This is a genomic window from Bradyrhizobium cytisi (genome assembly GCF_008123515.1).
GTDB lineage: Bacteria > Pseudomonadota > Alphaproteobacteria > Rhizobiales > Xanthobacteraceae > Bradyrhizobium > Bradyrhizobium cytisi.
In genome coordinates, this window is record NZ_VSSR01000029.1 from 79719 (window position 1) to 96589 (window position 16871).

The 16871-nt window shown below is 64.0% G+C and carries 14 protein-coding genes; 7 read left to right on the top strand and 7 right to left on the bottom strand.

Features of this window, described 5'->3' with window-relative positions; all coding sequences use genetic code 11:
- Positions 1-209: 209 nt before the first annotated feature.
- Positions 210-1397 (bottom strand): CaiB/BaiF CoA transferase family protein, encoded by a 1188-nt coding sequence (locus tag FXB38_RS18690; RefSeq protein ID WP_148752450.1) that lies wholly within the window; start codon positions 1395-1397, stop codon positions 210-212.
- Between the two features lie 187 nt (positions 1398-1584).
- Here FXB38_RS18690 and FXB38_RS18695 point away from each other — a divergent pair, with 187 nt between their 5' ends.
- Complete coding sequence (locus FXB38_RS18695; protein WP_148752451.1) at positions 1585-2472, top strand: VOC family protein; 888 nt, start codon at positions 1585-1587, stop codon at positions 2470-2472.
- 56 nt (positions 2473-2528) lie between these two features.
- On the opposite strand, the gene FXB38_RS18700 is transcribed toward FXB38_RS18695, so the two are convergent.
- From FXB38_RS18700 to FXB38_RS18710, 3 genes are all read right to left on the bottom strand, one after another.
- Positions 2529-3590, bottom strand: a complete 1062-nt coding sequence (locus FXB38_RS18700) for an ABC transporter permease (RefSeq protein ID WP_148752452.1) — start codon at positions 3588-3590, stop codon at positions 2529-2531.
- A complete protein-coding gene (locus tag FXB38_RS18705) occupies positions 3587-5113 on the bottom strand; it encodes a sugar ABC transporter ATP-binding protein (RefSeq protein WP_148752453.1) in 1527 nt (508 codons plus the stop codon). The genes FXB38_RS18700 and FXB38_RS18705 overlap by 4 nt, the downstream gene beginning before the upstream one ends.
- Positions 5114-5174: 61 nt before the next feature.
- Positions 5175-6140, bottom strand: coding sequence for a sugar-binding protein (locus FXB38_RS18710; RefSeq protein ID WP_187434977.1), 966 nt, complete (start codon positions 6138-6140; stop codon positions 5175-5177).
- 257 nt (positions 6141-6397) lie between these two features.
- Here FXB38_RS18710 and FXB38_RS18715 point away from each other — a divergent pair, with 257 nt between their 5' ends.
- The 6 genes from FXB38_RS18715 to FXB38_RS18740 all read left to right on the top strand — a co-directional run bounded on the left by FXB38_RS18715 (position 6398) and on the right by FXB38_RS18740 (position 14306).
- The gene (locus FXB38_RS18715; protein WP_148752455.1) at positions 6398-7666 is read left to right on the top strand and encodes an ROK family protein; all 1269 of its coding nucleotides are present in this window, start codon (positions 6398-6400) and stop codon (positions 7664-7666) included.
- A gap of 107 nt (positions 7667-7773) precedes the next feature.
- Positions 7774-8874, top strand: coding sequence for a DNA polymerase IV (gene dinB / locus FXB38_RS18720; RefSeq protein WP_148752456.1), 1101 nt, complete (start codon positions 7774-7776; stop codon positions 8872-8874).
- Positions 8875-9056: 182 nt separating this feature from the next.
- Positions 9057-10709: an ABC transporter substrate-binding protein gene (locus tag FXB38_RS18725; RefSeq protein WP_148752457.1), complete on the top strand. Its 1653-nt coding sequence runs from the start codon at positions 9057-9059 to the stop codon at positions 10707-10709.
- Between the two features lie 38 nt (positions 10710-10747).
- Positions 10748-11758, top strand: coding sequence for an ABC transporter permease (locus FXB38_RS18730; RefSeq protein ID WP_148752458.1), 1011 nt, complete (start codon positions 10748-10750; stop codon positions 11756-11758).
- Positions 11755-12603, top strand: a complete 849-nt coding sequence (locus FXB38_RS18735) for an ABC transporter permease (RefSeq protein ID WP_148752459.1) — start codon at positions 11755-11757, stop codon at positions 12601-12603. The genes FXB38_RS18730 and FXB38_RS18735 overlap by 4 nt, the downstream gene beginning before the upstream one ends.
- Positions 12582-14306 carry a dipeptide ABC transporter ATP-binding protein gene (locus FXB38_RS18740; RefSeq protein ID WP_148752460.1) on the top strand — a complete coding sequence of 575 codons (1725 nt, stop codon included), beginning with the start codon at positions 12582-12584 and terminating at the stop codon, positions 14304-14306. The genes FXB38_RS18735 and FXB38_RS18740 overlap by 22 nt, the downstream gene beginning before the upstream one ends.
- A gap of 95 nt (positions 14307-14401) precedes the next feature.
- Here the strand turns inward: FXB38_RS18740 and FXB38_RS18745 are convergent, their stop codons facing one another.
- The 3 genes from FXB38_RS18745 to FXB38_RS18755 all read right to left on the bottom strand — a co-directional run bounded on the left by FXB38_RS18745 (position 14402) and on the right by FXB38_RS18755 (position 16725).
- Positions 14402-14803, bottom strand: coding sequence for a VOC family protein (locus FXB38_RS18745; RefSeq protein WP_148752461.1), 402 nt, complete (start codon positions 14801-14803; stop codon positions 14402-14404).
- Positions 14804-14933: 130 nt separating this feature from the next.
- Positions 14934-15716: a class II aldolase/adducin family protein gene (locus FXB38_RS18750; RefSeq protein WP_187434979.1), complete on the bottom strand. Its 783-nt coding sequence runs from the start codon at positions 15714-15716 to the stop codon at positions 14934-14936.
- Between the two features lie 16 nt (positions 15717-15732).
- Positions 15733-16725, bottom strand: a complete 993-nt coding sequence (locus FXB38_RS18755) for an NAD(P)-dependent oxidoreductase (protein ID WP_148752463.1) — start codon at positions 16723-16725, stop codon at positions 15733-15735.
- Positions 16726-16871 lie beyond the last annotated feature (146 nt).

The following is a 16871-nucleotide window of genomic DNA, read 5'->3' on the forward strand; positions in this document are numbered from 1 at the left end:
GCGCCTCCCAAAACATCTCGCGCGACATAGAAGTCGCCGGCACACGCAAAAGCGCCAAGCCCAAAGCGCGATGTATCACCGCGCTTCAGTTTGTTGTTTGAGTATGATCTTTTTCGGAAAACCGCTACGCGCTTTTCCGGATCATGCTCGTGCCGCCAGTCGTCTAGCAGACACGCCGGCCCATTTCCACTCTTGTGATCACGTCGCGGCTAAATGATGCCGCCCTGCCGAAGCGCTGCAATCGCGGCCGTGTCGTAGCCGAGTTCCGCCAGCACGGCATCGGTATGCTCGCCGAGCGTCGGCGGGCGCGTCGCGATTTCGCCCGGCGTTTCCGAGAGTCGAATCGCGGCGCGGGCAACCGGGGCCTGCTTCGGCAAGCCGGGATAGTCGACGTCTTGCAAGAAGCCGGCGGCGCGGATGTGCGGATGATCCAGCGCCTGCTGCGGGCTCAAAACCGGCCCGGTCGGAATCATCGCTTTGCCGAGGGTGTCGACCGCCTCCTGCGTGGTGCGTTCGGCGCACCAGCGGGCCATTCGCTCGCTGATGACGGGTCCGTTGTTGCCGCGGCTGATGTCGTCGGCAAAGCGCGGATCGTTCAGCCACTGCTCCTCCTCGCCCATCAACCTGGCCCAGCGCTTGAACAGCGGATGACCGGTGACCTGGCACAGCACCCAGCCGTCCCGGGTGCGGTAGATGTCTGCGGGCGCGGCAGTCTGGCCGAGATTGCCTGATGGGACGCGATTGACGTTGATGACGGCCTGCTCGATCAGCGTCGCATTGGTGAACGACAACGCTGTCGCCAGCAGCGCGCCCTCGACGATCTGCCCGCGCCCGGATTTGCCGCGCTCGATCAGTGCGGCGAGCGTCCCGAAGGCGCAATGCAGCGCGGTGCCGAAATCGACCCAGTTCACCGCCGCGCGGTAAGGCGGATTGCCGGCGCCAGTCATGTAGACCGAGCCCGACATGACCTGGCCTACGCCATCGAAACCGACGCGGTCGGACCACGGCCCCGGCCCGCCGAACGCAGTGGCCGTGGTGAGGATGATGTCCGATTTGATCGCCTTCAACGAGTCGTAATCGAGCTTCATGGCGCCCAAGGTCTGCGGCGGCAGATTGGCGACGACGACATCAGCGGTCTTGACCAGCCGGCGCATCACCTCCTGGCCTTCAGGCGTCATCGGATCGAGCGTGATGCACTTCTTGTTGCGGTTGACCTGGAGGAATAGCGCGCCCTCGCCGCCTTCGCCGACAGGCGCCACGAAGCGATCCTCGCTGCCGTCACGCTTCTCGACGCGAATGACCTCGGCGCCGAACTCGGCCAGCAATGTCGCGCAATACGGCCCCGCGATGTAGCGCCCGAAATCGAGGACGCGCACGCCTTCCAGAACTCCCCCCATCGACCTCTTCTTTCCCTCACTACTTCCGGTCAGATTACAGGGAATGGGTGCCACGGCAAGGTGCAGCGCACACCATGCCCTGTCCTCAAGATGCTGCCTTCAAGATGTCATCATCCAGCCGTTTCGGCCGGCGGAAATTCTGCTCTAGTATAGGCCTGTCCGTCCCTCCAGCCAGAAGCGCACATCCATGCCGCAACAATTCGATCGATCCGCAGAAGATCTCGGCAACGCCATCCATTTCGAGCACGTCAACATCCAGGTTCCGGACCAGCGCCTCGCCACCCTGTTCTACGTCACCGGGCTTGGACTGACCCGCGATCCCTATCTGATGGTGTCCGACACCAACATGTGGATCAATGCCGGAAGGAGCCAGTTTCATCTGCCGAGCGGCAAGGCGCAGGTGCTGCGCGGCCATACCGGGCTCGTCATCGAGGGCCGCGAGGCGCTGCTGGCGCGATTGGCCTCGGTCGCCGGGAAGCTCGAAGGCACCGCCTTCGCATATGCCGAGCACAACGATTATGTCGAAGCGACCTGCCCCTGGGGCAACCGCCTGCGCATCCACGAGCCGGACGCGGCACGCTTCGGGCGCATCACGCTCGGCATCCCCTATGTCGAGTTCGAGGTGCCGGCCGGATCGGCACAGGCAATCTGCGCCTTCTATCCCGAGATCATGGGCATGCCGGCGAGCTTGCGCAACCGCGGCGGCAAGGTTGCCGCGGTGAAGACCGGCCGCGACCAGCATCTGCTGTTCCGGGAGACCGATCGGCCGCAGCCCGCCTATGACGGCCACCATGTGCAGATGTACATCACCGATTTCTCCGGCCCTTATCGCAAGCTGCTGGCGCGCGACCTGATCTCCCGCGAGGACAACCAGTATCAGTACCGGTTCTGCGACATCGTCGATCTCGACAGCGGCAAGCATCTGTTCACGGTCGAGCACGAGGTACGCAGCGCGACGCATCCGATGTTCATGCGGCCGATGGTCAATCGCAATCCTGTCGTCAACAACCGCAACTACGCCTACGGCCACGATCAGGCATCCTGGGCGATGGGGCCGGATCAATATGAGGGATAGGGCTCCCGCGACAAAGCCGCCGACGAAGCGGCTTTGTCAGCTCGAGCCTGGATCCGTCACACCTGGTCGCCCGTCCTCGCCGGCAGCGCGTCCACGCCGCGCGGCGGTGCGCCCGGCTGTCCTTGCACAGGTGTCGATCTCGGCGCCGTACGGGCGATGCCGGCCAGCGCCTGCTTGCGCCGGCGTCGTTCCTGCAATTGCTGGTCTGCCAACACGCCGATCAGAATCACCGTCCCCATCACCGCGAAGTTCAGCGAATTGGGGATGCCGAGGATATTCACGAGGTTCTGGAGCACCTGCAGCAGCGCAGTCCCCAGCACGATACCGAGAATAGAACCCTCGCCGCCACGCAGGCTGCAGCCGCCCAGCACGGCAGCCGCGATCGCATAGAGCTCATAGAAATTGCCGAAGGAGCTCGGAGACACCGAGTTCGTGTAGAACACGAACAGGACCGTCGCAACGCCGGCGAGCCCGCCACTGATGATGTAGGCAGTTGCGATCACCATATTCGTGTTGATGCCGGAGAAGCGCGCCGCCTCCTCGTTCTTGCCGACGGCATAAAGCCAGCGTCCGTAGACCGAGCGGTGCAGCACCACGCTGAGGACGAACGCAAGGACGATCAGGAGGATGAAAGTGTTCGGGATGCCCGCCACATGGCCGGAGGCAATGTTGCTCAGTGTCGCTGCCTCGTCGCCGTAGCCGAAGCCGCGTGTCGAGTCGGTCGTGTAGTAGCGGGCGGCGCCGCGATAGATCAGCAACCCGCACAGCGTCACGATGAAGGGCTGCATCTTCAGCCGGGTGATCAGGACGCCCTGAATCGCCCCCAGCACCAGTCCACCCAGCAACACGGCCAGCAGCGCCAAGGGCCAGGGAACCTGGTACGTCGTCAGAAGGTCGACGAAGACGACACCGAGCAGCGCGAACATCGAGCCGAGCGAAAGGTCGATGCCGCCGGTGATGATCACGAGCCCTTCGCCAAGCGCAAACACGCCGAACAGGCCGATCAGATTGGCCATGTTCAGCAGGTTCACCACCGACAGGAAGGCCGGATTGATCATGCCCGTGATGACGGAAATCACCACGAGCAGCAGGCCGAGACCGAGTTCTTTCTTGTTCATGGGGCAGCGGCTTCCACGGTTTCCAGCGCCTGGCCCATCGCAAGCCGCAGCACGTTGTATTCACTGAATTGCGGTCGCTCCAGCACACCGCTGACGCTGCCTTCATGCATCACCGCGACCCGGTCGGAAACGCCGATGACCTCCTCCATGTCCGAGGAGATCATCACGATCGCGACGCCCTGGTCGGCGAGCTCGCGCATCAGCGCGTAAATCTCGCTCTTGGCACCGACATCGATGCCGCGGGTCGGCTCGTCGAAGAACATCACGCGCGGCTGCATGGAGAGCCACTTGCCCAGCACGACCTTCTGCTGGTTGCCGCCGGAGAGGGTCACGGCCTCCATATCGACGCTCGGCACCTTGATGGAGAGCCGCCTGACCTGCTCCTTCGCGACATTGTGCTCGGCCGCGCCGTTGACCAGCCACATCCGCGCGTAATTGCGCAGGCTCGCCAGCGTCACATTCTCGCGGATCAGCAGCTCCAGCACCAGCCCGGTTTTCTTGCGGTCCTCCGGCACCAGATAGATGCCTTGCCTGATCGCATCCCGGGGCGATGCGACATCGACCGGCGCGTTGTCGATCCTGATCTCGCCACCCAGCACCGGATCGATGCCGAAGGCCGCGCGGGCCAGCGAGGTACGACCAGCGCCCACCAGTCCTGCCAGTCCGAGGATCTCGCCATGCCGCACGGAAAGATCGATCTGCCGGTCGGGGAAGGCTGACGTCACGAGGCCGACGATGTCGCAGCCGCCCGGCTGCGGCGGCCGTTTCGGCGGCGTATGCAGCGCTTTCAGGTCGCGGCCGATCATCAGCCGGATCATTGTGGCATGGCTGAGCTGGTCCCGCGCCAGCTCTCCCACCGTGCGCCCGTCGCGCAGCACCACGACGCGGTCGGCGCAGGTCATGATCTCGCCGAGCCGGTGGGAGATGTAGATCACTGCGATGCCGTGCGCCTTCAGATCGGCAATCACCGCCAGCAGCCGCTCGGTCTCCGAAATCGTCAGGCTCGAGGTCGGCTCGTCCATGATGATCACGCGGGCGTCGATCGAGAGCGCCTTGGCGATCTCCACCATCTGACGTTCCGCGATCGAGAGATTTTCGACCAGCGTGTCAGGGCCGAAATCAGCGCCCAGCCGCTGCAGCAGCGGCGTCACGCGGGCGCGCATCTGCGCGCTGTCCACCAGCTTCAGCGGGCCGCCGACGAGCTTCTCGCGTCCGATGAAGACGTTCGCGGCGACGTCGAGATTCTCGAACAGGTTCAGCTCCTGATGCACGAAGGCGATGCCGGTCTGCGTCGCCTCGTTCACCGTCATTTGGGCATGGTCAGTGCCGCCGATGCGGATCACGCCCGCGCTCGGCTCAATCACGCCGCCCAGCACGCGCATCAATGTCGACTTACCGGCGCCGTTCTCGCCGATCAGGCCCAACACCTCGCCGTGGTGCACGCGCAGGCTGACATCGTTGAGGGCCATGACCCCGGGATAGGACTTGCTGATCCCGACAAGTTCGAACAGGATTTCCGCCATTCACTTCCTCCTGCTCGACGCCCGACGGCTATGGCCGCCGGGCGTCGAAAGGCACTCAGAGTCACTTCTTCAGCAGATCCTTCATGTGAGCGGTGAAATCCGCGACGTTGGTCTTGCTGATCACCTGGGTCGGCACGATCAGCTTGCTGTCGCCCGGAATCCAGGACTTGTCGCCGTTCAGCGTCTTGATGATGTTGGTGGCGGAGAGATAGCCGAATTCGAACGGCTGCTGCACCACCGTCGACTCGATCGTGCCGTCGGAAATTCCCCTCAGCGTGCGCTGATCCTCGTCGAAGCCGACGATCTTCACCTTGCCGGCCTTGCCCGCCGCCTTGACCGCATCATAGATCAGCGGGGTCTCGTAGCTCCAAAGGCCGGACAACAGCGCAATGTCGGGATATTTGACGAGCACGTTCTCCATGTTCGCCTTGGCCTTGGCGGAGTCGACCTGATCGGTGAACACGTCGACCAGCTCGATCTTGGTGCCGGCGATCGCTTCCTTGATACCCTGCACCCGCTCGCGGGCGTTGTCCGCGTCCATCGTGCCGACGAACAGCGCGATCTTGCCGCCGTTCGGCAACGCCTTCTTGAACTCCTCGCCGGCTTGCCGCCCGGCCGCGACGTTGTCGGTGCCGATATAGGCGAGACGCTTGCTCTGCGGCGCGTCGCTGTCCGTCGTGATCAAGATGGTCTGGGACGCGACCTTGTTGAGCTCTTCGGTTGCGTGCGGCGCATCGTCGACCGAGATCGAGATGCCGGCGACGCCGCGCACCAGCAGGTCGTCCAGCTCGCGCCGCTGGCCCGCCGCGGTCGCATCGTTGGTGACGATCAACTGGATATCGTATTCCGGGTGCTCCTTCTGAGCCTTCTCGAGCCCGCGGCCGGCGATGACCCAGAAATCGGCCGCTGCATTGGTCACCAGCGCGATGGTCTTCTTCTGCTGGGCCTGCGCCGCACCCGTGGCCAGCGCGAACGCAGCGGCGGTCGCGAGCAACGGCACTAGCAATGTCTTCATTGATCCGTTCATGTGTACCTCCCTTTGGTCCCCCCAGATGCAGGGGCTTTACAGCGCTTTTGCGCTCTATTTTATTCACGCAGCGAAGAAATGTTGCAGAGCAGAACATCAAAATCAGGATGCGCTGGCCACTTCTTCAAGCGGAAATAGTACATGAGGCATGATATTAGTAAATATGGCCGCCTCGTCGCGCTCCGCGCTGTGCTTTTCCAATCACACCGCCCCAATACGCGCTCATTAAATTCATGCTCTGAATTAAATAGGACAGCATGACTGACCAGACTGAGTTGCCGAGACGAATTTCAGGCATGACCCGTGGCTCGAACCGGGGCCGCCTGGTGGAAGTCCTGCGACGCCACGGGCCGTTGCCGCGTGTGGAGCTGGCCCGGAGCACGGGACTGAGCTTCCCCGCCGTTTCCGGCCTGACGTCGAGGCTGATCGCGGAAGAGCTGCTGTGCGAGACCGAGACAGCGCCCCCCCCATGGTCCGACGATCCCGACGATGAGGATCCCGATGGGCTGAATGGCCGCCGCCGTGGCCGGCCGGCCGTGCTGCTGACCCTGAACCCGAAGTTCGGCCGCGTCATCGCGGTCTCGCTGCGCATGAATCTGATCGAGACACTGATTGCGGATTTCAGCGGCTTCAGCCTGGCACAATCACGACTCGAAATCGCGACCCGGGCTCTCGATGCGGGCGCATTGTGCGACCTCGTGATCACGCAAATCAATGCGATGCTGGCGGCGACGGCCACACCGCACCATCGGCTGCTGGGAATAGGGATTGCGCTTCAGGGCATCGTGGACGCGGATACTGGCCGGCATCTGTGGAGCCCGGTGTTGTCCGTCACCGACATCGATCTGGCGAAGCCGGTGCGCGAGGCTTTCGGCACCGAAGTCGTGATGGCGAATGATGCTGTCGCGGTTGCGCTCGCTCTCGCCGCCGCGGAGCCGTCACTGGCGCAGGGCCTCATGGCCACGATCCTGATCGGTCACGGCGTCGGCATGGGCGTCGTGGTCGACGGTGAAGCGCGTCTGGGCGCCGGCGCCGGCAGCGAGATCGGCCATACCAAGCTGGGATCGAATGGGCCGCAATGCCGCTGCGGCCAGCGCGGCTGCATCGAGGCCCATCTCGCCGACTACGCGCTCTACCGCGACGCCCGCACCTTTCTCGACTTGCCGCCGGCGGCGTCGCAGCAGCCTTCCGAGGCGCAGATGACCCTCCTGCATGAGCGGGCACGGAGCGGTGACCCCCGTCTCGAGCACGTCTTCCAGCAGGCAGGTCGCGCGCTTGCCGAGGCGGTCGCGGCAACGATATCCGTGCTGCGCCCGCACCATGTCGTCCTGGCAGGTCGCGGCCTGCAGGCATTTGATATGATGCGCCACGCCTATGAGGAGCGGCTCGAGCAGGCGGTGTTGCCTTGGTTGCTCAAGTCCACGACGATCCATCTGCGGCCAAGCGATTCGGCGGCCATCGTCGATGGCATGATGCAACGGACGCTGCGGGTCGTGGACCGCAACCACATGGAGACAACCGAATAGGCAACGGCCCGGCGCCGACCATGAAGGCGATCCGGCGAAGTTGAGGGCGAACTGCGGCAGCCCGCGATCATCTCGCGATTCCCACGGCCCGATTGTATTATCCGCGCATGAGCGAATCCGGCACCGTGGAAGGCGACGCAAGGCGCGTTCGCAAGATCATCCATATCGACATGGATGCCTTCTACGCATCGGTGGAACAGCGCGACAATCCGGAGCTGCGCGGCAAGCCCGTCGCAGTCGGCGGCTCGGCCGAGCGCGGCGTGGTTGCCGCGGCGAGCTATGAAGCGCGTAAATTCGGCGTTCGGTCCGCGATGGCGTCAGTGACCGCGAAGCGGCAATGTCCCGACCTGATCTTCGTGAAGCCTCGCTTCGAGGTCTACAAGGCGATCAGCCGGCAGATCCGCGAGATTTTTGCCGAGCACACCGAGATCATCGAGCCCTTGTCCCTCGACGAGGCCTATCTCGACGTGACGGAGAACCTGCAAGGCATCCCGCTCGCGCGCGACATCGCGCTGCGGATCCGCGAGAAGATCAAGGCCGAGACCGGCCTCAACGCTTCGGCGGGCATTTCCTACAACAAGTTCCTGGCCAAGCTCGCCTCCGATCATCGCAAGCCCAACGGCCAGTTCGTGATCTCCCCGGAGATGGGACCCGCCTTCGTGGAAACGCTCCCCGTCGGCAGGTTCCACGGGATCGGGCCGGCAACAGCGGCGAAGATGAACGCCCTCGGCCTGTTCACCGGTCTCGACATCCGCAACCAGACGCTCGAGTTCATGAACGCGAACTTCGGCAAGTCGGGCGCCTATTATTACTGGATCTCGCGCGGCGTCGACGAACGGCCCGTGCGGCCCAACCGGATCCGCAAATCCATCGGTGCGGAGACCACGTTCTCGACCGACCTTGCCGAATTCGACGCGCTGGTGGCCGAGCTTCGCCCCCTCGTCGACAAGGTCTGGCGCCATTGCGAGACGACCGGCAGCCGGGGCCGCACCGTCACCTTGAAGATCAAGTTTGCCGACTTCGAGATCATCACGCGCAGCAGGTCTCTGCTCGCGCCGGTCGCAGGCCGGGACGAGCTGGAGCGCCTCGCCTGCGGCCTGCTCGACGTCGAGATGCCGCTGCCCAAACGCGTCAGGCTCCTGGGTGTAGCGCTGTCCACCCTCCAGCTCGCAGACGATGCGGAGCCGCAACTGACCTTCGGCATCTGATCCAGAGCCGCATGCGGCAAATGCACAGCTTTGTCCGCGCACGCGGCGGGAGGGAGCGGTGGTCCTCATCTTGATTCAGAGGCATTTGTTGCCCGCCTTAAACGAAATTTGGAATGGCCAGGCCGCTCCATTTCGCTTCTCCTACGCATCTCGCCATCCGCCTGGTGCAACAGGAGCTATTCGTGACCGAACGCCTTCCTTCGTTTTTGATCTCCCGGCGTCGCCTATTGATCACGACGTCCGTGATGGCGGCCGCTGCCCTGACGGCAATGGCGGGTCTGTCACCGGTTCGAAGTGCCGGCGTCTCATCGAACGGCGGTGACATCACCTTCCTTATCGACTCGCTCGGCGGCACCTGGATTCCGAACAACAGCTCCATCTCCAGCTTCCAGGGCCACATCTGGGGCCACGTGACCGACAAGCTCATCTATGTCGATGCCGACGGCAAGGTCAGTCCCTGGATCGCCGAGAGCTGGGAGCAGAGCAGCGACGCCACCCAGTTCACCCTACACCTCAAGAAAGCTGTGACGTTCTCCGATGGCACCGCACTCGACGCATCGGCTGTCGTCGCCAATCTCGACATCTGGTACGCCGGACGGAAGAGCGAGGGCATCAACCCGGTTGGCCTCTTCCCGAAGACCTACGACCGCGCCGAGGCTGTCGACGCAACCACCGTGAAGGTTGTCTTCAAGGCGCCGACACTCGGCTTCATTCCGACCCTCGGCTATCACGGCTCAATTCTCATCTCCCCAAAGACGCTCGCGCAGCCGGCAGCCCAGCAGGCCGACCTTGGCAAGACATCCGGCAGCGGGCCGTATGTGGTCGCCTCCTGGAAGGAGGGCGACTTCGTAAAGCTGGTCAAGCGCAAGGACTACAATTGGGGTCCCGCAGCCGTCGGCCACACCGGCCCGGCCTATCTTGACTCGATCACATACAAGATCGTCTCCGAACCATCGTTGCGGGTCGCCGCCGTCCAGTCCGGCCAGGCCGATGTCGCCTACAGCCCCTCGCCTCAGGAATTGAGATCGCTCAAGGATGCCGGCTTCACCACCGCAACCCCACGCTATCTCGGCTTCGTCAACGGCCTTGCGGTCAACACCAGGCTGGAGCCGTATAACGATGTGAAGGTACGACAAGCGCTCCAGGCCGGGATCGACCGGAAGGAGATCATCGACACCATCTATACGCCCGACTGGAAGCTGGCGACGTCCTTCATCCAGAGCAACGTGCCCGGTGCGACCGACCACAGCGACCTCCTGGCCTACAACCCAGGCAAGGCCGAGAAGCTGCTCGACGAAGCTGGCTGGGTCAAAGGGGCCAATGGCATCCGCACCAAGGACGGCAAGCAGCTGTCGCTCACGCTTCACTCCAACCCCTACCTTGCGACCGCGAAGTCGATCGACGAGCTCATCGCCCAGCAGCTTGGCAGGATCGGCTGGAAAGTCACCATCCGCGCCTATGACGTCGTGACGTTCGGCGAGAAGGTGCGGTTCGGCGGGCCAGCCGTGCCGGCCTACGAGGTGACCCGCAGTTTCATCGATGCCGGCACGGTCGCCAGCATCCTCACCGACGCGAACAATGGCGAGAACTGGTTCAATCTCGGCGACAGCGACAAGAAGCTCAACGAGCTACGCGACAAGATTGCCGGCGCCGCCTCTCTCGACGTTCGCAATCCGCTGCTCGATGAGTTGCAGACCTACGTCCTGGAGCAGGGCTACTTCATCCCGCGCACGCAGATCGTCCAGCGGATCTACGTGCAGTCCCCGAGGCTCAAGGGCGAGGTCTACAACGGCATCGCGTACGCCAGCTATTACACGGCCACGAAGGGCGAGTGAGGCACCATGCGAGCGAGTAACGCGACGAGGGCGCCGGCATGAGCAATGCTTACCTTGCCGATGCCGCAAAGCGCCTCGCGCAGGCCTTCATCGTGATCCTGCTCGCTTACGTCCTTACGTTCGTCGTCGTCAGCATTTTGCCGGGCGACCCCATCACGAACGTCCTGCGTGATCCCCAAAACGGGTTCAGCGAGGACGAGATCAAGGCGATCATCGCCGCCCAGGGCCTGGACCAGCCGATTCCGGTTCAGCTCTGGACATCGCTGTCCCACTTCGTCATCGGCGACTTCGGCCTGTCGATGCGGTCCAGCCGACCCGTCGCAACCCTGATCGCCGAGGTTCTTCCTTCAACCCTGATCCTCGCATCCGCCGCGTTCGCGATCGCGCTGCTGCTGGCGATGACGATCGCCTATGGTACGCAATTCATTCCGAAACAATTGGGCCAGGGTTTGCTGCGCGGCTTCCCGTCGTTTTTTCTGTCGGTGCCCAATTTCGTCATCGGCCTGATGCTGATCCACGTGTTCGGCTTCCAGCTCGGCCTGTTCCGCGTGATCGCACCCAACAGCTTCTGGGCGACCTTCTTCGCCGCGGTCGCGCTGGGCATCCCCGTCTCCGCGCGGATAGCCGAGGTGCTGATCGCGAACCTCGACAAGGAGTCCGAGCAGGAATACGCGGCGGTCGCGCGCGGCCGCGGTCTGACGCAGATGCGTCTCTTTGCGAAACATTTGCTCAAGCCGTCTTCGCTCCCGGTCGTCACCGTTATCGCACTCGCCATCGGCGAACTTCTCGGCGGCTCGCTGATCACCGAGACGGTGTTCGGGCGCACCGGCATCGGCAGCCTGGTGCAACGCTCGGTGAGCACGCAGGATTTGCCTGTCCTCCAGGCGGTCGTTTCGCTCGCGGCTGTGGTGTTCGTGCTCGTCAATTTGATCGCCGATCTCGTCTATCCGCTGCTCGACCCGCGCGTGAAGCTGGTCGACGGTCCCAGGGAGCGCCCGAGCACCGCTGATGACAGCGCGACTGCGAAATCCGCGGCGGTGACATCATGACCCTCGCCTCCTTCTCCTCTGCTTCGCGCGTCACGTCGATCGGCCGGCAGACAGCTCTTCGGGTAGCGCCGACCGTAGCGCTTTCCTTTGCGGTCATCGCGATTGTGATTGCCTGGTCTGTGGCACCAAGCTTGTTCACGGGCCATAGCCCGATCGTCGGCGTCCCCGCCGACAAGCTGCTCAGCCCCAGCACGGCGCACTGGTTCGGCACCGATCACCTCGGCCGGGATCTCTATACCCGCGTCGTCTACGGCACAGCGTCCTCGGTGACGAGCGCGCTCATCGCCGTCGTCATTGCCGCCGTAGCAGGCGGACTCATAGGCCTCCTGGCGGGCTTTCTCGGCGGCCGGGTTGACATCGTGCTCGCCCGCCTGGTCGACGTGCTGCTGGCGATCCCGAATTTCCTGCTGGCAGTCATCGTCGTCACCGCGCTCGGTTTCGACACGACGAACGCTGCCATTGCGACCGGCGTCTCGGCGGTGGCCGTGTTCGCGCGGGTGATGCGCGCGGAAGTGATCAAGACCCGACAGGCGATTTTCGTCGAGGCGGCGTTCCTGTTGGGCGGCTCACGCTGGCACATCCTGTTACGACATGTGTTGCCGAACGCGTCGCGCTCTGTACTCCCGCTCGCGGTGCTGCAATTCGGCCTTTCGATCCTGGTGATCGCGAGCCTCGCTTTCCTCGGTTACGGCGATCCGCCGCCCGCTTCCGACTGGGGCCTGCTGATCTCGATCGGCAAGGACTACCTCAAATGGCCGTGGCTGGTGTATGCGCCCGCCTTCGTGACGATCGCGACCGTCCTCTCCGTGAACAGGATCAGCCGATGGCTGCGCAAGACAGACTGACCGCCGATACACTGACGCGCGCCGAGCTCATCGCGCCGGTGCCGTTGCGCCCGCTTCCGCTGCTCCGGGTCGATGGCCTGTCGGTCTGCTACGGGCCGCACGAGGTCGTGACCAATGTGGGGTTCGAGCTCGGCCGCGGCGAGAGCCTTGCTCTCATCGGCGAGTCGGGCTCGGGCAAGTCGACGATCGCCCGCGCGGTACTGCGGCTGCTCCCCAGCGGCGGGCACGCCACCGGCCGCGTGGCCTTCGACGGCCAGGAGGTGCTGGGGATTTCCGAGCGCGGCTTCCGGCCGCTGCGGGGACGAGCCATCGGTTTCGTGCCGCAGGATCCCGCCAACTCACTCAACCCGGTGCGTACGATCGGCGCCCAGGCGCAGGAGGCGGCCGCGCTGCTCGACGAGGCCGACAAGGCGTTCCGTAAGCAGCTCATCCTGGAGACGTTCGCCGAGGTCGGTCTCGACAATCCCCGGCGGGTCTACGACTCCTACCCGCACCAGCTGTCCGGCGGCATGCTCCAGCGCGTGCTGATCGGCCTTGCGATCCTGCCACGGCCAGCATTGCTGGTCGCGGACGAGCCGACCTCCGCGCTGGACGTCACGATCCAGAAGCGGATTCTCGACCTGCTCACGCGGCTGCAACACGACCTCAAGATCAGCTTGCTTCTCATCACCCACGATCTGGCGATCGCGGCCGAGCGCGCGAACGCGCTGGTGGTGCTCAAGGACGGCGTCATTCACGAAGCCGGCCGGACCGCTTCCGTCTTCTCCTCGCCTGAGTCGGCCTACGCCAGGAAGCTGCGCGCGGATGTCCCGGCGCTCAACCCTGACCGTTACGCAGCGTCGCGCGATAGGGGTTTTCATGCCGTCAAGACCGGCGGCGGCGACACACCGAAGATCGACGTTGGCGCCGTCACGAAGACCTTCATCGTCGACGGCAAGACGCTGACGGCCGTCGACGACGTCTCATTCATCGTCCCGGCCGGCACCACGCACGCGCTGGTCGGCGAGTCCGGCTCGGGCAAGACGACGGCGGTCCGGCTGCTGCTGGGCCTCGAGCAACCCGACACCGGGACCATCTCGGTCGCCGGCGAGCAGATCACCGGCCGCTCGCCGGAGGCGCTGCGCGCGGCGTGGCGCCACCTTCAACTCGTCTATCAAAATCCGTTCACCTCGCTCGATCCGACCTGGACAATCGAGCGGCTCGTGCGCGAGCCGCTCGACCGTTTCAGGGTCGGAACCAGCAAGGAGCGGGTCGCGCGCGTGCGCGAGGCGCTGGCCGATGTCGGGCTCGGCGGGCACCTGCTTTCGCGCAAGCCTGGAACCCTGTCAGGCGGCCAGCGCCAGCGCGTGGCTATCGCCCGGGCGCTGGTTCTCAAGCCTGATGTGATCGTGCTCGACGAGCCCACATCCGCCCTCGACGTCAGCGTCCAGGCCGACATCGTCGAAGTCCTGCTCTCGCTACAGGCCAATTTGGGCCTGACCTATGTGTTCCTCTCTCACGACCTCGCCCTGGTGCGCCAGCTCGCTCACACCGTTTCGGTGATGCACCGCGGACGCATCGTCGAACATGGGACCGTCGCCGAGATCTTCGACAATCCGCAGCAGCCCTATACTAGGTCGCTGCTGGCCTCGATCCCGTCGGGTATCGCCGGCGCCGCACACCTACCGCAGGCGCGCCTTCGGCTGATGGCGACTGCGGATTGAGTGACCGCAGTAAACTTCTGCTTGCTCACTTCTCTCATCATCCAGCGCGAGAACAGCGAAGCTCGTGAGCCAGTGCTCTCCCATGTAATGGTTCTCTATCCCCGTTCAATTGCCTGTGCGATCTCCCAGACATGACCTGAAGGATCGGCAAAGGACGCGGTTCGCCTTCCCCAAGGGCGATCGATCGGCCCATTGAGCAGATCGACGCCGATCTCCCGAAGGGCCGTGCACACTTGGTCGACGTCGACAACCCTGATCGTCAGGAGCACGCGCGGGCCGGCGGAGGCCCCCCCGACGCGCAGCGGCTCAACGAGCGGAGACGCCTGCGAAACGTCGAGAAGATTGACCAAGAGCCCACCAAATCTGAGCACGGATGAGACCTTATCCTCCCAGATGGTCTCACATGCGAAAACCCTCGTGTAGAAGGCCCGCGATGACGCGATGTCATCGACGAACAATGTGATGACTTCGACCTCGCTTGGCAAACCAATGGCCATGTCGCTCTGCTCCTCGCCGTTGCAGTGTCGACTTGCGTGAACAAGGCAAGCCGCCGGCCATCATATTTCACGATGTCAGGGCGCGGCGCAATTCCGGCGGACCATCGGCCCGGCCCAGAAGCCTCGAGCCCTAGTTGAACAAATCCGGCTCGGCCTCGGTGATCCAGTCCCACAACGGTTGAAAGCTGAAATAGCCGCCCTTGTGCGTGCCGACCTGTCGCGAGGTCAGGCTGGCGATCTCGTGAGGGATCGGCTTTAGCGTGCCGGCGGCCTCGGCGAGCAGCTGGGCGCGCGCTGCATTGTCCATCGCGATGTACCACCAGGCGGCCGCCTCGATGGTCGGCCCCACCGTGAGCAGCCCATGATTTTGCAGGATCGCCGCCTTCCTCGATCCAAGCGCTTGCGCGATCTTGCGGCCCTCCTCCGCCTCCAGAACGACGCCGGAGAAGGGATCGAACAGCACGTGATCCTCGTAGAAGGCGCAAGAATCCTGCGTCAGCGGATCGAGCAGACGGCCGAGCGCCGACCACGCCTTGCCGTAGGTCGAATGGGTATGAGCTGCCGCGATCACCTCCGGATGCGCGACGTGGATCGCAGAGTGAATCACGAAGCCGGCCTGGTTGATCGGCTTGTCGCCGATCAGGATATTGCCGTCGTGGTCGACGAGTTGGAGGTCCGAGACCTTGATCTGGCTGAAATGCTTCGACAGCGGATTGATCCAGAAGCGTTCAGGGAATTCCGGATCGCGCACGGTGACGTGACCCGCCAGACCCTGATCGAAGCCGTAGCGCGAGAACAGCCGGAACGTTGCCGCGAGCCGCTGCTTGCGATGCAGACGTTCCTCCTCGAACGACGCCGCGGGCGTGCGCTCGATCAGCGAGTATTTCCTGGGCTTCTCGACGACCTTGTTCATTGCAGCAGCTCCTTTTCTAGTATTCGAGATTCCTGTCGAAGACGTCGGCCAGCGGCACGCCATGCGCATAGGCATCGAGGTTGACGAGCGTCTTGTCGGCCAGCCGCTTGACGTCCTCTCCTCCCGTCCACGACACGTGCGGGGTCAGGACGATCTTGGGATGGTCATAGATCGGGTCGTAGTCCGGCGGAGGCTCCGGATCGGTGACATCAAGCGTGGCGCCGGCAATTCGCCCCTCATCCAGCGCCTGCAACAGGGCGTTCTGATCGACGATGCGGCCGCGCGCGACATTGATCAGGTGCAGCGATGTCTTGGCGCGCGCGAGCACATCGGCGTCGATCAGACGCGCCGTCCTGGTCGTCGCCGGCAGCGCGAGAACGAGATGATCGGAGACCTCGACCAGTTTCTCGATGCTATCGGCGGGCTCGACGCCGGGAATGACATATGGCCAGGCCGAGCGCCGCAAAACCCTGATGTTGACGCCGAACGGCTTGACCCGCTCCACGACGGCGCGGCCGATCGCACCGAAGCCCGCGATGCCGATCGTCTTGCCGCTGAGCGAGCCCAGCGGGGTGATCTTCCATTGCTCGCGACTGCGCGGCCGGATGTCATGGATACGCTTCTCGAAGCCGAGGATCGCTGCAAGCACATATTCCGCGATCGGATCGGCCGAGATGCCACGGCCGACCGTGACCACGGGACCGTCGAGCAGCCAGGCCGGGAAGAAATCGACGCCCGTCGATGCGGTCTGGATCCAGCGCAGGCCGAACGGCCAGCCGGCAGGCTTCTCCGCAGGCGCCTTGTGCCAGCCCGCCAGCGGCCGCGTCAGCAACACGTCGGCTTCAGGCGCGATCTCCCATGGCGCGCGATCGGCGGGATGGTCGATGATCAGCGGACGGGACCAGTGATCGGCAAGGGCAGCACGAATCTCGGCGCCGAGCTGATTGACGACGATCGGCGACCGCACGCTGATGGAAGCGCGCTTGTTTTCAATGCGGAGAGTGTTCATGTCACGCGTTCATGATGGCTTTGATGCGGACATGCTAGGCGCTCGGCGCAAGATAGTCTTTTCAAAGATCATCGGCATCGGGCAACAACAGGATGACGCTTCCGATCGAGGCATAAGAATTCGTCTTCTGCACGCGGCCCGCCGAC

Coding starts and splice junctions, on each gene's coding strand:
- FXB38_RS18705 (WP_148752453.1), bottom strand. CDS start 5,113: ATGGCGGAAATCCTGTTCGAACTTGTCGGGATCAGCAAGTCCTATCCC.
- FXB38_RS18735 (WP_148752459.1), top strand. CDS start 11,755: ATGACCCTCGCCTCCTTCTCCTCTGCTTCGCGCGTCACGTCGATCGGC.
- FXB38_RS18730 (WP_148752458.1), top strand. CDS start 10,748: ATGAGCAATGCTTACCTTGCCGATGCCGCAAAGCGCCTCGCGCAGGCC.
- FXB38_RS18695 (WP_148752451.1), top strand. CDS start 1,585: ATGCCGCAACAATTCGATCGATCCGCAGAAGATCTCGGCAACGCCATC.
- FXB38_RS18745 (WP_148752461.1), bottom strand. CDS start 14,803: ATGGCCATTGGTTTGCCAAGCGAGGTCGAAGTCATCACATTGTTCGTC.
- FXB38_RS18755 (WP_148752463.1), bottom strand. CDS start 16,725: ATGAACACTCTCCGCATTGAAAACAAGCGCGCTTCCATCAGCGTGCGG.
- FXB38_RS18715 (WP_148752455.1), top strand. CDS start 6,398: ATGACTGACCAGACTGAGTTGCCGAGACGAATTTCAGGCATGACCCGT.
- FXB38_RS18700 (WP_148752452.1), bottom strand. CDS start 3,590: ATGAACAAGAAAGAACTCGGTCTCGGCCTGCTGCTCGTGGTGATTTCC.
- FXB38_RS18740 (WP_148752460.1), top strand. CDS start 12,582: ATGGCTGCGCAAGACAGACTGACCGCCGATACACTGACGCGCGCCGAG.
- FXB38_RS18710 (WP_187434977.1), bottom strand. CDS start 6,140: ATGAACGGATCAATGAAGACATTGCTAGTGCCGTTGCTCGCGACCGCC.
- FXB38_RS18690 (WP_148752450.1), bottom strand. CDS start 1,397: ATGGGGGGAGTTCTGGAAGGCGTGCGCGTCCTCGATTTCGGGCGCTAC.
- FXB38_RS18750 (WP_187434979.1), bottom strand. CDS start 15,716: ATGAACAAGGTCGTCGAGAAGCCCAGGAAATACTCGCTGATCGAGCGC.
- dinB (WP_148752456.1), top strand. CDS start 7,774: ATGAGCGAATCCGGCACCGTGGAAGGCGACGCAAGGCGCGTTCGCAAG.